This window comes from Bacillus sp. 3G2 (assembly GCF_044324725.1).
In the GTDB taxonomy this organism is placed as follows: Bacteria; Bacillota; Bacilli; order Bacillales; family Bacillaceae_G; genus Bacillus_A; species Bacillus_A mobilis.
This window is the reverse complement of the sequence record NZ_CP172246.1, coordinates 3,657,877-3,674,123: the sequence shown is the minus strand read 5'-3', so window position 1 is coordinate 3,674,123 and position 16,247 is coordinate 3,657,877. Positions and strand designations below refer to the sequence as shown.

Genomic DNA, 16,247 nt, shown 5'->3' with positions numbered 1-16,247 from the left:
TTATGTTAAATCCATCAATTGATTCATTATTAACAAAAATCGATTCTAAATATACACTTGTAACAGTAGCTGCAAAACGTGCGCGTGAAATGCAACTTGCTGATAACTGTGTTATCGAGCAACCTGTTTCTCATAAATGTGTAGGTAAATCACTAGAAGAAATCGATGCAGAAGTATTAAAATATGTACCAAGCGAAGGCAAAATCATCGATTAAGACATTCTTTTCGACAAATTAAAACATAGACTTTATAATTTTCTATGTAACGGTAACAACCTATTTACAAGTAGGTTGTTATTTTTTTACGATAGGGAAGAAATATTGGTACTGACGAGCTGGGAATTCTGTTTCAGTATTATAAGTTTGAAAAAGAAAGAGGACGAGCCATATGCTAAAAGGGAAAAAGATACTTCTATGTGTAACAGGAGGCATTGCGGTCTTTAAAGCGGCTGCGTTAACTAGTAAATTGACACAAACTGGTGCTATTGTAAAAGTAATGATGAGTGAGTCGGCAATGAAGTTTGTTACGCCTCTTACATTTCAAGCACTTTCTCGCCATGACGTATATACAGATACATTTGATGAGAAAGACTCAGCTGTTATTGCACATATCGATTTAGCAGATTGGGCAGATGTAGTACTTGTTGCACCTGCTACTGCCAATTGTATTGGGAAGTTAGCTGCCGGTATTGCAGACGATATGATTACAACTACTTTGCTAGCTACTACAGCCCCAGTGTGGATTGCACCTGCTATGAATGTGCATATGTATGAAAACAAAATTGTTCAAAAAAACATGATGACTTTAAAAACGTTAGGATATAAATTTATTGAGCCTGGAGAAGGTTTTTTAGCGTGTGGTTATGTAGCGAAGGGAAGACTAGAAGAACCGGAAGCAATTATTGCACGGTTAGAAGAGGCTTTTTCAGAACAAAAACCATTGCAAGGAAAAAAAATATTAATAACTGCTGGCCCAACTCGTGAAAAGATTGATCCAGTACGTTTTATGACCAATTTTTCTTCTGGGAAAATGGGATATGCAATAGCAGAAGTGGCAGCGAACTTAGGTGCTGATGTCATACTTGTTTCGGGACCGACAGCATTAAACCCGCCATTACATGTGAATACGGTACAAGTGGAATCTGCACAAGATATGTTGGAAGTAGTTCTGCAACAGTATCCAAACGTAGATGTTGTCATTAAAACAGCAGCAGTTGCAGATTATCGCCCGAAATATGTTCATGATAATAAAATGAAAAAGAAAAATGGTGATGCTGTAATCGAACTCGAGAGAACAGTAGATATTTTAAAAACGTTAGGTGAGATGAAGGACAAACAGTTACTAATCGGTTTTGCGGCTGAAACGACAAACGTAGAGGAATACGCAACAAAAAAATTACGTGAGAAAAATGCGAATATGATTGTTGCGAATGATGTAAAGGCGCAAGGAGCTGGATTTGGTACAGATACGAACATTGTAACAATGTATAGAAAAGATGGAGAAGTTATAGAGTTACCACTTTTAACGAAGAAAGAGGTTGCTCGTGAAATATTAAAGCAAATTGAAATGATGTTAGAAGATGATCGTCTATGAAATTTGCAAGTGTAATTGTTGATGTACCTGCACGTCAGACAGATCGACCATTTGATTATATTATTCCTAAAAAGTGGGAAGATATTGTCCAGACAGGCATGCGTGTAGTAGTTCCATTCGGCCCAAGAAAATTGCAAGGCTTTATTATTGGGATCAAAGATTCGGCTGAAGTAGAAAGTAAGAAATTAAAGACAATCCATGAAATATTAGATGTAACACCAGTTTTAAACGAGGAATTATTAAAGCTTGGATATTGGCTTACAAGCGAAACGTTATGTTATATGATTTCAGCTTTTCAAGTCATGCTCCCAACGGCGATAAAAGCGACGTATAAAAAGCGTCTACAACTTCGTAAACAAGAAGAAGTAGCACCTGAACTACTGTTTTTATTTCAGGATAAAGAAGCGATAGATTGGGAAGTTATTGAGACGCAGCCACATCTATATCGCACGATTCAACAAGAAATTAAAAATGGCACGATTGAAGTTGTTTATCAGGTAAAAGATAAAGTGCAAAAGAAGAAACAAAGAGTCGTCCAACCGGAGTTGCCAGAAGATAAATTAGAATTAGCAGCATTCGAACTGAAAAGCAAAAAACAACAAGATGTACTCTATTATTTTGTGGAAAATTATAAAAGTGTGCCGTTGAAAGTGATAACAGAAGAGTTGCAAATAACAGATGCTCCGATTAAAGCACTTGTTAAAAAAGGGCTTATCTCAGAAAAGTATGTGGAAGTATATCGGAATCCGTATGACGAGGATGATTTTGAACAAACGAAACCATTCCCACTTACGGAGGAACAAAAGCAAGTTATTACACCGATTTTATCATCAATTACAAATGAAACTTACAATCCATTTTTACTATATGGTGTTACAGGAAGCGGAAAAACAGAAGTGTATTTACAATCTATAGCAGCGGTGCTCGCGAAAGGGAAAGAAGCTATTGTGCTTGTTCCTGAAATTGCACTAACGCCTCAAATGGTAGATCGTTTTAAAGGTAGATTTGGCTCGCAAGTTGCGGTTCTTCATAGTGCGCTGTCTGTTGGAGAAAAATATGATGAATGGCGTAAGATTTTAAGAAAAGAAGTAAAAGTTGTAGTTGGTGCACGTTCAGCCGTATTTGCACCTTTTGAAAATTTAGGGATTATTATTATTGATGAGGAGCACGAATCGAGCTATAAGCAAGAAGATAATCCGAGGTATCATGCAAGGGATGTAGCTGTGTGGAGGGGACAATATCATAAATGTCCTATCGTTCTTGGTAGTGCAACACCGACACTTGAATCGTTTGCAAGAGCGAAAAAAGGTGTGTATGAATTACTAACGATGGAAAAACGTATGAACGAACAAGCTTTACCAACAGTAGAGATTATTGATATGCGTGAGGAACTTCGTGACGGGAATCGTTCAATGTTTTCGAAGGCACTGCATGAAAAAATAGCAGATCGATTAGAAAAGAAAGAACAGATGGTGCTCTTTTTAAATAGAAGAGGTCATTCTACATTTGTTATGTGCCGTGATTGCGGGTATGTTGTACAATGTCCGCATTGTGATATCTCGCTGACATACCATAAAATGAACCATCGTTTAAAATGTCATTATTGCAGTCACGAAGAGAATATGCCGACTGAGTGTCCTGCTTGTCAAAGTACATATATTCGTTTCTTTGGTACAGGTACACAAAAGGTAGAAGAAGAAATTACAAAACTATTTCCAGAGGCACGAGTCATTCGAATGGATGTAGATACGACAAGTCGCAAAGGAATGCATGAAAAATTATTAAAGGCGTTCGGGGAAGAAAAAGCAGATATACTACTTGGAACACAAATGATTGCGAAAGGATTAGATTTCCCTAAAGTAACGCTTGTCGGGGTTTTAACTGCAGATACGATGCTTCACTTACCTGATTTTCGAGCGAGTGAAAAGACGTATCAGTTATTGACGCAAGTAAGTGGACGGGCAGGCAGACATGAATTGCCAGGGGAAGTTATAATTCAAACGTATACGCCAGAACATTACAGTATAGAATTAGCAAAGAACCAACATTATGATGTGTTTTTTGATCAAGAAATGCAAATGAGACGAACAAGACAATATCCACCTTATTACTATGTTGTACTTGTAACAGTATCTCATCCAGAATTATTAAAGGCGGTGCAAGTGACGGAAAAAATTGTCGGTCATTTACGGGCGCACTGCACGCAGCAAACGATGGTGTTAGGACCGGTTGCTTCAGCAATTCCAAGGATAAAAGATAGATATCGTTATCAATGCATGATAAAATACAAACGGGAACCAAACTTAAAGAACGTGCTCAAAATGGTAAATGAACATTATCAAGCAGAAATGCAAAAAGAGCTACAAATCTCAATTGATTTTAATCCAACAATGTTAATGTAGCGGAGGGAAATATGGCAGTTTTAGAAATAGTAAAGCATCCAAATGAAGTGTTAGAAACACCATGCGAAAGAGTAATTAACTTTGATAAAAAGTTAGTGAAATTGTTGAAAGATATGCATGAAACAATGTTAATTGCGGACGGAGTCGGTTTAGCTGCGCCTCAAGTAGGTGTAAGCTTGCAAGTAGCGGTAGTTGATATCGATGATGAAACTGGGAAAATCGAGTTAATCAATCCATCGATACTAGAAAAACGTGGTGAACAAGTAGGTCCCGAAGGTTGTCTAAGCTTCCCGGGACTTTATGGTGAAGTGGAACGTGCGGATTATATTAAAGTACGTGCGCAAAATCGCCGAGGTAAAGTATTTTTACTAGAAGCAGAAGGATTTTTAGCACGTGCCATTCAACATGAAATCGATCATTTACACGGTGTGTTATTTACATCGAAAGTGACAAGATATTACGAAGAAAACGAATTAGAATAGGTATTAAAAGGAGCGGTTTTTTAATGACAAAAGTAGTATTTATGGGAACACCGGACTTTTCAGTGCCGGTGCTTCGTCGTCTTATCGAAGATGGCTATGATGTAATAGGTGTTGTGACGCAACCCGATCGTCCAGTAGGTAGAAAAAAAGTATTAACACCTACACCTGTTAAAGTTGAAGCAGAAAAACATGGTATTCCGGTGTTACAACCGTTAAGAATTCGTGAAAAAGCCGAATATGAACAAGTCTTGGCATTAGAGCCAGATTTAATTGTAACAGCTGCTTTTGGTCAGATTGTACCAAATGAAATTTTAGAAGCACCGAAGTATGGATGTATTAACGTCCACGCTTCTTTACTACCTGAACTTCGTGGTGGTGCACCAATCCACTATGCAATTATGGAAGGTAAAGAAAAAACGGGTATTACAATTATGTATATGGTAGAGAAATTGGATGCTGGTGATATCTTAACGCAAGTAGAAGTGGAGATTGAAGAGCGTGAAACGACAGGTTCTTTATTCGATAAGTTAAGTGAAGCGGGGGCACACCTTCTATCTAAAACAGTACCTTTATTAATCCAAGGTAAGTTAGAACCAATTAAACAAAATGAAGAAGAAGTAACGTTTGCATATAATATAAAACGTGAGCAAGAGAAAATTGATTGGACAAAAACAGGTGAAGAAGTATACAATCACATTCGCGGATTGAATCCATGGCCAGTTGCTTATACGACTTTGGCAGGACAAGTTATTAAAGTATGGTGGGGAGAGAAGGTCTCTATTACAGAGAAAGCTGAACCAGGTACAATAGTAGCTCTTGAAGAAGATGGATTTGTTGTTGCAACAGGGAATGAGACAGGTGTTAAAATCACTGAGTTGCAACCTTCTGGTAAAAAACGTATGAGTTGTTCACAATTTTTACGCGGCACAAAACCTGAAATTGGAACGAAGTTAGGAGAAAATGCATGAGTAAAAATGTTCGTGAGTTAGCTCTTGATGGCTTAATTCAAGTAGAAAAAAGTGGTGCATACAGTAACTTACTTTTAAACAATCTAATTGAAAAAAATGCAATTGATAGAAAAGATATTGGTTTGTTAACTGAAATTGTATATGGAACGATTCAACGTCGTGACACATTAGATTATTATTTACAGCCTTTTTTAAAAAAGAAGGTTGAGGCGTGGGTAAGAGTATTACTTCGTTTATCTTTATACCAAATGATTTATTTAGATCGAGTGCCCGAAAGAGCGGCTATTCATGAAGCAGTTGAAATTGCAAAGCGTCGCGGGCATAAAGGGATTGCTGGTATGGTAAACGGGGTATTACGTTCGATTCAGAGAGAAGGAGTACCTTCTGTAGATGAAATCAAGGATCCAGTAGAACGTTTGGCAATTGCAACAAGTCATCCAATGTGGCTTGTTCAAGACTGGGCATCTGAATATGGTTTAGAGACAGCAGAGAAAATGTGTGAAGTGAACATGTTACCCCCAGTACCAACAGCGCGTGTAAATGTTGATAAAATAACAGTAGAAGAAGCGATTGAGTTGTTGGCTAGTGAAGGTATTGAAGCGAAGCGCGGCGATTTATCAGAGGATGCAATTCAAATTGAAAGAGGGAATGTAGCGCATACAGATGCGTTCAAAAAAGGTTTTCTTTCTATTCAAGATGAAAGTTCTATGCTTGTAGCGCGCGCTTTAGAACCAAATGAGGGAGATGTAGTTCTTGATAGTTGTGCTGCTCCGGGCGGAAAAACAACGCACATTGCAGAGCGATTAAAAGGAACAGGTCAAGTTATGTCTCTTGATTTACATGCACACAAAGTACGTTTAATTAAACAACAAGCAGAGCGACTTGGTCTAGAAAATGTCGAAACAAAAGCATTAGATGCTAGAAAAGTGCAAGAACACTTTGCAAATGAAACATTTGATAAAATATTAGTAGATGCACCATGTTCTGGATTTGGTGTGATTAGACGTAAACCTGATATTAAGTTAGGTAAAAATAAAGGCGATAGTGAAAGATTATCGACGATTCAACTTGCAATACTAGAAAAAATAGCACCATTGTTAAAACAAGGTGGTCGCCTTGTTTATAGTACGTGCACAATAGAAAAAATAGAAAATGAACAAGTAATTAAGCAATTTTTACAAGAGCATCCTGAATTTGAATGGGATACTACGATAAAAGATCGCATGCCAGAAAAGTTAAATCCGTATATTGATGAAGGTCAAGTACGAATTTTACCGCATTATTTTGCAACAGATGGCTTTTATATTGCTTGTTTAAGGAAGAAGGTGTAGCATCGTGGAAACGACTGTGAGAAAACAAAAGAAAAATCTAGAAACGAAGAAACCATCAATTTATTCTTTACAACTTCATGAAATGCAAGATTGGTTAAAGGAACAAGGAGAACCAAAGTTCCGTGCAGGACAAATCTTTGATTGGCTATATAAAAAACGTGTGAAAAATTATGACGACATGTCGAATCTTTCTAAAGGATTACGCGATAAATTGTCGAATTCCTTTGATATTACTACTTTAAATACATTAGTAAAACAAACGTCTTCTGATGGAACAATTAAATTCTTATTCCAATTATATGATGGTTATTCTATTGAAACAGTGTTAATGCGACATGAATATGGAAATTCTATTTGTGTAACAACACAGGTCGGATGCCGTATTGGTTGTACGTTCTGTGCATCTACACTTGGTGGGTTAAAACGAAACTTAGAGGCTGGAGAGATTGTAGCGCAAGTAGTAGAAGTGCAACGTGCACTAGATGAAACAGAAGAACGTGTAAGTTCACTTGTTGTTATGGGAATTGGAGAGCCGTTTGATAATTACGACAACTTAATGTCATTCTTACGCATTATAAACCATGAAAAAGGAATTCATATTGGCGCAAGACATATGACAGTTTCAACAAGTGGAATTGTTCCAAAAATTTATAAGTTCGCTGAAGAAGATATGCAAATTAATTTTGCGATTTCATTGCATTCTGCAAATACAGAGTTACGTTCAAAATTAATGCCGATTAACCGTGCTTATAAGCTACCAGACTTAATGGAAGCTGTTAAATACTATGTAAATAAAACAGGGCGTCGTATTACGTTTGAATATGGCTTATTTGGAGGAGAAAATGACCAAGTTGAGCAAGCAGAAGAACTTGCTGCGCTTTTAAAAGGTGTAAAATGTCATGTAAACTTAATTCCGGTAAACTACGTACCTGAACGTGATTATGTACGTACGCCACGTGAACAAATTTTCTTATTTGAAAAAACGTTAAAAGATCGTGGAGTGAATGTAACAATTCGCCGTGAACAAGGTCATGATATTGATGCAGCCTGCGGTCAGTTACGTGCGAAGGAGCGTAAAGAAGAGACGAGGTGACGAGATGAAAGCCGTGTTTCTATCGGATAAAGGAAAAGTTCGTCAACATAATGAAGATAGTGCAGGAGTTTTTCACAATTTAGATGGAAATATTTTAGCGGTAGTAGCAGATGGAATGGGAGGTCATCGAGCTGGTGATGTGGCTAGCTCGATGACCATTCAATTATTCCATGATTATTGGAAGCAAACGCATAATATGAATGAACCAAAAAAAGTAGAAGAGTGGTTACATACGAGTGTTGGGATTATTAATGAGCGTATATATGAGTACTCTAAACAACATGTAGAATGTAATGGTATGGGAACAACACTTATAATAGCGATTTGTACGCCAAACTTTGTGACAATAGGTCATATAGGAGATAGTCGTTGTTATATGGTATCAGAGGGGAAAATCTCGCTTGTAACGGAAGATCATTCCCTGGTAAATGAACTTGTGAGACATGGTGAAATTTCAAAAGAAGACGCAGAATATCACCCGAAGAAGAATGTTTTGTTAAGGGCATTAGGAACAGAAGAAAAAGTCGGATTAGATGTGAAAACATTAGTGCTTGAGGAAGATGATCAGTTACTTCTTTGCTCTGATGGATTATCTAACAAAGTTTCTATTGCTGATATGCAACAAATTTTACAGCTAAATGAACAGCTTGAAACTAAGGGACAACGTCTCATTCAATTGGCGAATGATCGTGGCGGGGAAGATAATATCACCCTTGTTCTTATTGATTATGCGGGTTCGACAAACGAAAGTAGGTGAAGTGCAACGTGCTGATTGGAAAACGCTTAAATGACCGTTATAAGCTACTGAAAATGATTGGTGGCGGTGGAATGGCCAATGTGTATTTAGCTCATGATGATATACTTGGCCGAGATGTAGCGGTAAAAATATTAAGACTCGACTATTCAAATAACGAAGAGTTTATTAAACGTTTCCATCGAGAAGCGCAGTCTGTTACAACGTTGTCGCATCCAAATATTGTGAATATGTATGATGTCGGAGAAGAAGACGGTATATATTATCTTGTAATGGAGTATGTACCAGGACAAACATTGAAGCAATACATAATTGAGAGAGGGATGTTACCTATAGGAGAAGCTCTTGATATTATGGAGCAGTTAACATCCGCCATGGCACACGCCCATCACTTTGAAATTGTGCACCGTGATATTAAACCGCACAATATTTTAATTCGAGCTGATGGAGTAATAAAAGTAACAGATTTTGGAATTGCGACAGCTACAAGTGCAACAACAATTACACATACAAATTCGGTACTCGGTTCGGTGCATTATTTATCACCAGAACAAGCGCGCGGCGGGATAGCAAATAAACAATCAGATATTTATTCTCTAGGAATCGTTATGTTTGAGTTGTTAACAGGAAGACAACCGTTTTCTGGCGAATCTGCTGTTGCTATAGCTTTAAAACATTTACAAAGTGAAATTCCGTCTCCAAAGAGATGGAATGAAAATATTCCGCAAAGTGTCGAAAATATTATATTAAAGGCAACTGCGAAAGATCCGTTTCACCGATATCAATCTGCCAATGCGATGAAACGAGATATTGAAACTGCGCTATATCCAGAGAGGATAAATGAGCAGCCATTTTACATACCGGAAGATATGGAAGCGACAAAAGCGATTCCTATTATTCAACAAGAACAATTATTCGAAAGTGTAACTGATGAAACAATTGTTTTAAAAGGAAATAAAGTGGACGAACAAAAAAGAAAAGAAGAAACGGAATTAAATAAGAAGAAAAAAAGAAGTAATAAATGGATTAAAGTTTTAATAACGACATTTTTACTTTTAGCAATTGGAATAACGTTAGCGCTTACTGTTATTCCGGGATTCTTTATTCCAAAAGATGTAAAAGTCCCTGATGTGGCGGGTATGAAGTATGCGACAGCAGTAAATAAATTAGTTGAAAAGGGTTTTGAGGTTACGGAACCTAATATTGTATATACAGATGATGTTGAAGCCGGTGATGTGATAAAAACAGACCCTGTGGCAGGAAGAGTCGTGAAAGAAAACTCTAAAATTACTATCTATCAATCAGGCGGAAAAAAGAAAAGTAAGATGAGTGATCTCACAGGAAAAGATTTTGAGAGTATAAGGGCTGAATTAGAAGAAAAATATAAGCAAGTTACAATAAATTATATTGAAAATGATAGGCCAAAAGGTGAAATCGTAGAGCAAATTCCGACGCCGGATCAAATGGTAGTAGAGGCGGAACAAGAACTGAAAATTTGGGTAAGTAAAGGTCCTTATCAAATTAGACCAGGTGATTTCTCAGGATGGACTGAAAATAGCGTAAATGGTTATTTGAATGAGAGAAAACTAACTCCAGATATAAAACGAGAGTATTCCGATACTGTTGATAAAGGACTTGTAATTTCGCAATCTCCAAAACCAGGAACACCGTTAAAAGAAGGAGATAAAGTGACGATTGTCATCTCAGAGGGTCCTAAGCCGAAAGTAACGAAAACAGTGAAAGTGGATAATATTTCTATTCCGTATGAGTCTTCTATAATAGGTGAGAAAAAACCGCAAACAATAGAAATTTATAAAGAAGATATGCAACAAAAAATGGATAGACCAATTGAAACTAGAACAATTTCAGAGTCGGCAACTATTTCTTTAGAATTTGTAATTCAAGAAGGTACAAAAGGACACTATAAAATTGTACGAGATGGTATAACGATTATCGACAAAGAAGTACCATACCCAACTCAATAATAATGACTTCCATTTTCTTTCTAGAGGGGATGGAATGTATTACTCTTGCCTGTTATGCTGTCCACTTATAGTGGAATGTATAACAGGCAAAAATATATGATTCAAAAAGTTATAAAAGTGATACTGTTATAAATAATATGTTGAATTTGATGGTAGATTAAATATATTAACTTGTATATATGACGGGTTTTGAAATAAGTATTTAAAGCATTCTAATCCATTCAATATGAATTACAGGTTCACTTTATACAAAATAAAGGAGAATTATATGCCAGAAGGAAAAATTGTAAAAGCTCTAAGTGGGTTTTATTATGTGCAGCATGAAGAAGGGATTACCCAATGCCGCGGGCGTGGTGTGTTCAGAAAAAATAAAATTACACCACTGGTAGGAGACCAAGTTGTTTTTCAAGCAGATAATCCAAGTGAAGGATACGTGCTTGAGGTATTTGATCGAAAAAATGAACTTGTTAGGCCTCCTATTGCTAATGTTGATCAAGCAATTCTCGTTTTCTCAGCAGTAGAACCAGATTTTAATCCGGGACTGTTAGATCGATTTTTAGTGCTGATTGAATATCATAATATTAAGCCGATTATTTGCATTAGTAAGATGGATTTAGTGGATGAAAGAATGAGAGAGACTGTTGAATCTTATGCGAATGACTATCGTGAGATGGGATATGATGTATTATTTACTTCTATAAATACATCGGAAAGTATTGATATTTTAAAACCATTCTTAGAAGGCTGTGTTTCTGTTGTAGCAGGGCAATCTGGTGTTGGAAAATCTTCTATGCTTAACGTTTTACGCCCAGATTTAGAATTGAAAACGAATGATATTTCCTCGCATTTAGGACGCGGGAAACATACGACAAGACACGTAGAATTAATTGCGGTTGGAAGCGGACTAGTTGCAGATACACCTGGTTTTAGTTCACTTGATTTCATAGATATAGAGGTAGAAGATCTTACATATTGTTTTCCAGAGTTGAAAGAAGCGAGCCAATACTGTAAATTTAGAGGGTGTACACATCTTTCCGAACCGAAATGTGCTGTGAAGGCTGCGGTTGAAGAAGGAAAAATTACAGAATATCGTTATAAGAATTACAAACAATTCGTAGAAGAAATTAGAGAGAGAAAGCCGAGGTATTAGTTATGATTAAAATTGCACCATCGATCTTATCAGCAGATTTTTCAAAATTAGGGGAAGAGATTAAAGATGTAGAAAAAAGCGGAGCGGATTACATTCACGTCGATGTAATGGATGGACATTTCGTACCAAATATTACGATTGGACCATTAATTGTAGAAGCTATCCGTCCGATTACATCGTTACCATTAGATGTACATTTAATGATTGAAAATCCTGATAACTATATCCCGACTTTCGCAAAAGCGGGAGCGGATATTATTACTGTTCATGTAGAGGCGTGCCCTCATCTGCATCGTACAATTCAGTTAATTAAATCTCATGGCATTAAAGCGGGAGTTGTATTAAATCCGCATACGCCAGTTTCAACGATTGAGCATGTATTAGAAGATATAGATATGGTATTACTTATGACAGTAAACCCAGGATTTGGTGGGCAGAAATTTATCCATTCTGTATTACCGAAAATTAAACAAGTTGCAGAAATGGTTAAAGAGCGCAATCTAGAAGTAGAAATTGAAGTTGATGGTGGTGTAAATGCTGAAACAGCAAGACTTTGTGTTGAAGCAGGAGCAAATGTGCTTGTAGCTGGATCAGCAGTATACAATCAAAAAGACCGCGGTGAAGCAATTCGTGTCATTCGTGGATAATGAATGAACGAGTCTTTATCCCAGTGAAACTTCTAGTGTAGTAAGTTTTCACTATTTATAAAGGATAGAGAAAAAATATGTAAAAAGGCAATCTACCGAATGGCAGATTGCCTTTTTACAATGGAAGGGGAAGGAAACATGATTATTCATATTTTAGCGGGCGGACCTGCGGAATATTGTGCAGATTTTTCTCGATATGAAAGTGAGAAAGTAGTGTGGGCGGCAGTTGATAGAGGCGTATATCGTTTATTAAAAGGAGGAATTACTCCAGCTGTTGCGTTTGGAGATTACGATTCAGTTACTGAAGAAGAATTAGTATGGATGGGCCAGCAAACAAATGACTTACATATTGTTCCTCGTGAAAAAGATCAAACAGATTTAGAAATTGCGATTAACTGGGCGTTAGAACAAAATCCGACATTGATTCGTATTTTTGGTGCCACTGGTGGAAGGCTGGATCACGGTTTAGCAAATATACAGATGCTTTTAAGAGGGTTAGAAGTAGAGATAGAAATGTGTATTGTAGACAATAAAAATGAAATAAGCGTGAAAAAAGTGGGTACACATATAATTGAAGACAATAAAAATTTCCCTTATGTATCTTTTGTGCCGGTTACTGAAATAGTGGAAGGGATTACATTGCTTGGATTTAAGTATCCTCTAACTAATAAAACAATAGAATGGGGATCAACACTTTGTATTAGTAATGAACTCGTTGAGGAAAAAGGTACTTTTTCATTTACTTCTGGCATATTAATGGTGATAAGAAGCACTGATTAAAGAAACAATTTTGCTCCTTACATCATATAGTGAACAAGTGGAGTAATGGGGATTAGGAGGGAAACCATGAGATTTTATACAATTAAGTTACCTAAATTTCTTGGTGGAATTGTTCGTGCCATGTTAAATACCTTCAAAAAAGATTAAAAAAAGCACCTATTACCGGTGCTTTTTTCATTGTCATAGTAAAAAAAGAGCCTAGAGGCTCTTTTTTTTATTATTAAACACGTTCGATTTTGCCAGATTTTAATGCTCTAGCAGAAACGTAAACACGTTGAACTTTTCCGTCGATGCGTACGCGAACTTTTTGAAGGTTAGCGCCCCATTTACGTTTTGTAGCGTTCATTGCGTGAGAACGAGAGTTACCAGAACGAGCTTTTCTTCCAGTGATAGCACAAACACGAGCCATTTATATTTCCCTCCCTTGATACCTTACCATACGTAATTTTTCAATGTTAGTCTTTTTTGCGATGCTAAAAACACTACTATAATTTAACACAACTAAAAAGAGAATGCAACACCGTAGAAAAAAGAAATCAAGAAAAATTACTTGACACCATATGTCGATGATGAAAAGCTGAAATCAAGAAAAATTACTTGACATATTATAGTGGTACATGTTGTATAATAACAATGGACTATTTTGCTCATCATAAAAAATGTGATTTAAAACATAAAATATGAGAGTGAAAAGAAAGAACGATGGAATTTTCTTTAAAAAGATTATATGATAGTAACTAAAGTAGTCTAGCTCACTTTCACCATTTATGAAGGGGGAAACGAGATGTCAATTGAAATTAAAACGAAGTATGGTCAAATTGATATTAGTACAGATGTAATTGCAACAATTGCTGGAGGTGCCGCAGTAGATTGCTACGGTATCGTAGGTATGGCATCAAAAAATCAGTTAAAAGATGGTTTAACAGATATTTTACGAAAAGAAAACTTCACTAGAGGTGTTATTGTTCGTAAAGATGAAGATGAAGTACATATTGATATGTATATTATTGTGAGCTATGGTACGAAAATTTCAGAAGTAGCACATAACGTGCAGACGAAAGTGAAATATACATTAGATCAAACTGTAGGACTAGCAGTAGATTCTGTAAACATCTACGTACAAGGAGTTAAAGTAATAAACTTGTAATGTGCATTAAGGAGGAAAATCTGTGTCAATTCAAAAAATTGATGGGAAACGTTTATCACAAATGATCATGCAAGGAGCGAATAATTTAACAAATAATGTTCAGCTTGTTGATGCATTAAACGTATTTCCAGTTCCAGATGGCGATACCGGTACAAACATGAACTTATCAATGACTTCAGGCGCACGTGAAGTGAAAGAAAATCCTTCACAGCACGCTGGTAAAGTCGGCGTAAGTTTAGCCAAAGGATTATTAATGGGAGCTCGTGGTAACTCTGGTGTTATTTTATCTCAGTTATTCCGTGGTTTCTCTAAATCCATTGAACAAAAAGAAGAATTAACAACAGTTGATTTTGCTGCAGCTTTAGATGCTGGGGTAGAAGCGGCTTACAAAGCGGTTATGAAACCGATTGAAGGAACGATTTTAACGGTTGCAAGAGAAACGGGTAAATATGCAGTGACAGTTGCGAAAAAACAGCGCGACTTTGTTTTGTTTATGGAAGACGTTGTGAAAGAAGCAAATGCATCGTTAAATCGTACGCCAGATTTATTACCTGTATTAAAACAAGTTGGCGTTGTAGATAGCGGTGGTAAAGGTCTTGTTGTTGTATATGAAGGATTTTTAGCTGACTTAAAAGGAGAAACGATTTCTTCTAATGTGTCTGCCCAACCATCTATGAATGACATGGTACGCGCAGAACATCACCGTAGTGTACAAAGCCAATTGAGTACAGAAGATATAAAGTATGGATATTGTACGGAATTCATGGTGAAATTAGAGCCTGAAAAAATGAAGGAACATAATTTCTCTGAACAAAAATTCCGTGAAGATATTAGTGTATACGGAGATTCACTACTTGTTGTATCAGATGATGAGGTTGTTAAGGTTCATATTCATGCGGAACATCCTGGAGATCCTATGAATTATGGACAACGCTATGGTAGTTTAATTAAGATTAAAGTAGAAAATATGCGTGAACAGCATACTGCTTTATTAGATGAGCCTACTATGATGCCTGAGCCGACTAGCCAGTCTAAAGAGAAACAACCGTACGGTATCGTAACTGTAGCTATGGGATCTGGTATCAAAACTTTATTTGAGAGCATTGGCGCGACGAAAGTGATCGAAGGTGGCCAAACGATGAATCCAAGTACGGAGGATATTGTGAAGGCGATTGAAGAAGCGAACGCTGAAAAAATCATTATTTTACCGAACAACGGAAATATCGTGATGGCAGCAGAACAAGCAGCGTCAGTTGTTGATCAAGAAGTGATTGTGATTCGTTCGAAAACAGTTCCTCAAGGTATGGCTGCAATGTTAGCATTTAATCCAGTTGGAACGTTAGAAGAGAATGAAGAAAACATGAAAGAAGCTTTATCTCATGTGAAAACCGGTCAAATTACGTATGCGGTACGTGATACGGAAATTGATGGTGTAGCAATTCAAAAAGATGATTTCATGTGTATCGCAGATGGAAAAATCGTATCAACAAATGCTGAAAAAGTAGGGGCTGCAAAGCAATTACTAGAAGCACTTATTGATGAAGATTCTGAAATCGTAACGATTCTACAAGGTGAAGATGCGACTGACGAAGAAGTAGCTGAGTTAGTTGAATTTGTAGAAGAGAATTTTGAAGATGCAGAAGTAGAAGTACATGCTGGAAACCAACCGGTGTATTCTTTCATCTTCTCTGTAGAATAAGAAAAAATTCGTTTTGAAAATAAATGGATTACTTACTTGCTAATGGATAAGAAGTAGTAATATGAAGTTTATTACTAGTTTTTATTCAAAAGGCTAGCATATTGAAGATAAAAAAGAGCCTTGCTGCTAATAGTGAGGCTCTTTTCTTTCGTGTTGCTTATGATGGATTTGAGTAGTTTCTCTTAGAATGCCTATGATAGAATATATAAGGTGAAA

The 16,247-nt window shown here is 36.7% G+C and carries 16 protein-coding genes; 15 read left to right on the top strand and 1 reads right to left on the bottom strand.

Annotated features, from left to right (window positions below; genetic code table 11):
• The first annotated feature begins 2 nt into the window (after nt 1–2).
• The 13 genes from rpoZ (at nt 3) to spoVM (ending at nt 13,332) form a co-directional block, all read left to right on the top strand.
• Nucleotides 3–215, top strand: coding sequence for a DNA-directed RNA polymerase subunit omega (rpoZ, locus tag ACHZK0_RS18690; protein WP_000933965.1), 213 nt, complete (start codon nt 3–5; stop codon nt 213–215).
• Nucleotides 216–387: 172 nt separating this feature from the next.
• Entirely contained in the window at nt 388–1,593 is a 1,206-nt protein-coding gene (gene coaBC, locus ACHZK0_RS18685) for a bifunctional phosphopantothenoylcysteine decarboxylase/phosphopantothenate--cysteine ligase CoaBC (protein WP_262740396.1), read from the top strand.
• Complete coding sequence (gene priA / locus ACHZK0_RS18680; protein ID WP_270340274.1) at nt 1,590–3,995, top strand: primosomal protein N'; 2,406 nt, start codon at nt 1,590–1,592, stop codon at nt 3,993–3,995. Before coaBC ends, priA begins: the two co-directional genes overlap by 4 nt.
• Before the next feature lie 11 nt (nt 3,996–4,006).
• On the top strand, nt 4,007–4,477 hold the full coding sequence (def, locus tag ACHZK0_RS18675) for a peptide deformylase (protein ID WP_262740394.1): 471 nt from the start codon (nt 4,007–4,009) through the stop codon (nt 4,475–4,477).
• Between the two features lie 23 nt (nt 4,478–4,500).
• Nucleotides 4,501–5,445, top strand: a complete 945-nt coding sequence (gene fmt / locus ACHZK0_RS18670) for a methionyl-tRNA formyltransferase (RefSeq protein WP_262740393.1) — start codon at nt 4,501–4,503, stop codon at nt 5,443–5,445.
• Nucleotides 5,442–6,776 carry a 16S rRNA (cytosine(967)-C(5))-methyltransferase RsmB gene (gene rsmB / locus ACHZK0_RS18665; protein ID WP_071721380.1) on the top strand — a complete coding sequence of 445 codons (1,335 nt, stop codon included), beginning with the start codon at nt 5,442–5,444 and terminating at the stop codon, nt 6,774–6,776. Before fmt ends, rsmB begins: the two co-directional genes overlap by 4 nt.
• 4 nt (nt 6,777–6,780) lie before the next feature.
• Nucleotides 6,781–7,869, top strand: coding sequence for a 23S rRNA (adenine(2503)-C(2))-methyltransferase RlmN (gene rlmN, locus ACHZK0_RS18660; RefSeq protein WP_000450538.1), 1,089 nt, complete (start codon nt 6,781–6,783; stop codon nt 7,867–7,869).
• 4 nt (nt 7,870–7,873) lie between these two features.
• Complete coding sequence (locus ACHZK0_RS18655; RefSeq protein ID WP_262740392.1) at nt 7,874–8,626, top strand: Stp1/IreP family PP2C-type Ser/Thr phosphatase; 753 nt, start codon at nt 7,874–7,876, stop codon at nt 8,624–8,626.
• 8 nt (nt 8,627–8,634) lie between these two features.
• On the top strand, nt 8,635–10,608 hold the full coding sequence (gene prkC, locus ACHZK0_RS18650) for a serine/threonine protein kinase PrkC (RefSeq protein WP_395760802.1): 1,974 nt from the start codon (nt 8,635–8,637) through the stop codon (nt 10,606–10,608).
• Between the two features lie 268 nt (nt 10,609–10,876).
• Nucleotides 10,877–11,758 (top strand): ribosome small subunit-dependent GTPase A, encoded by an 882-nt coding sequence (gene rsgA / locus ACHZK0_RS18645; RefSeq protein WP_001113938.1) that lies wholly within the window; start codon nt 10,877–10,879, stop codon nt 11,756–11,758.
• Nucleotides 11,759–11,760: 2 nt separating this feature from the next.
• The gene (rpe, locus tag ACHZK0_RS18640) at nt 11,761–12,405 is read left to right on the top strand and encodes a ribulose-phosphate 3-epimerase (protein WP_395760801.1); all 645 of its coding nucleotides are present in this window, start codon (nt 11,761–11,763) and stop codon (nt 12,403–12,405) included.
• A 99-nt stretch (nt 12,406–12,504) separates the two neighbouring features.
• Complete coding sequence (locus ACHZK0_RS18635; protein WP_262740390.1) at nt 12,505–13,185, top strand: thiamine diphosphokinase; 681 nt, start codon at nt 12,505–12,507, stop codon at nt 13,183–13,185.
• 66 nt (nt 13,186–13,251) lie between these two features.
• On the top strand, nt 13,252–13,332 hold the full coding sequence (gene spoVM / locus ACHZK0_RS18630) for a stage V sporulation protein SpoVM (protein ID WP_001213599.1): 81 nt from the start codon (nt 13,252–13,254) through the stop codon (nt 13,330–13,332).
• A gap of 73 nt (nt 13,333–13,405) precedes the next feature.
• Here spoVM and rpmB read toward each other — a convergent pair whose 3' ends face one another.
• Nucleotides 13,406–13,594, bottom strand: a complete 189-nt coding sequence (rpmB, locus tag ACHZK0_RS18625) for a 50S ribosomal protein L28 (protein WP_000124776.1) — start codon at nt 13,592–13,594, stop codon at nt 13,406–13,408.
• A 375-nt stretch (nt 13,595–13,969) separates the two neighbouring features.
• On the opposite strand from rpmB, the gene ACHZK0_RS18620 reads away from it, so the two are divergent.
• Nucleotides 13,970–14,332: an Asp23/Gls24 family envelope stress response protein gene (locus ACHZK0_RS18620; RefSeq protein WP_000021109.1), complete on the top strand. Its 363-nt coding sequence runs from the start codon at nt 13,970–13,972 to the stop codon at nt 14,330–14,332.
• A gap of 22 nt (nt 14,333–14,354) precedes the next feature.
• Nucleotides 14,355–16,031, top strand: coding sequence for a DAK2 domain-containing protein (locus tag ACHZK0_RS18615; protein WP_061678214.1), 1,677 nt, complete (start codon nt 14,355–14,357; stop codon nt 16,029–16,031).
• Nucleotides 16,032–16,247: the final 216 nt, after the last annotated feature.

Coding starts and splice junctions, on each gene's coding strand:
- ACHZK0_RS18655 (WP_262740392.1), top strand. CDS start 7,874: ATGAAAGCCGTGTTTCTATCGGATAAAGGAAAAGTTCGTCAACATAAT.
- rpmB (WP_000124776.1), bottom strand. CDS start 13,594: ATGGCTCGTGTTTGTGCTATCACTGGAAGAAAAGCTCGTTCTGGTAAC.
- ACHZK0_RS18620 (WP_000021109.1), top strand. CDS start 13,970: ATGTCAATTGAAATTAAAACGAAGTATGGTCAAATTGATATTAGTACA.
- rsgA (WP_001113938.1), top strand. CDS start 10,877: ATGCCAGAAGGAAAAATTGTAAAAGCTCTAAGTGGGTTTTATTATGTG.
- rpoZ (WP_000933965.1), top strand. CDS start 3: ATGTTAAATCCATCAATTGATTCATTATTAACAAAAATCGATTCTAAA.
- coaBC (WP_262740396.1), top strand. CDS start 388: ATGCTAAAAGGGAAAAAGATACTTCTATGTGTAACAGGAGGCATTGCG.
- fmt (WP_262740393.1), top strand. CDS start 4,501: ATGACAAAAGTAGTATTTATGGGAACACCGGACTTTTCAGTGCCGGTG.
- rsmB (WP_071721380.1), top strand. CDS start 5,442: ATGAGTAAAAATGTTCGTGAGTTAGCTCTTGATGGCTTAATTCAAGTA.
- ACHZK0_RS18635 (WP_262740390.1), top strand. CDS start 12,505: ATGGCAGATTGCCTTTTTACAATGGAAGGGGAAGGAAACATGATTATT.
- spoVM (WP_001213599.1), top strand. CDS start 13,252: ATGAGATTTTATACAATTAAGTTACCTAAATTTCTTGGTGGAATTGTT.
- rpe (WP_395760801.1), top strand. CDS start 11,761: ATGATTAAAATTGCACCATCGATCTTATCAGCAGATTTTTCAAAATTA.
- def (WP_262740394.1), top strand. CDS start 4,007: ATGGCAGTTTTAGAAATAGTAAAGCATCCAAATGAAGTGTTAGAAACA.
- priA (WP_270340274.1), top strand. CDS start 1,590: ATGAAATTTGCAAGTGTAATTGTTGATGTACCTGCACGTCAGACAGAT.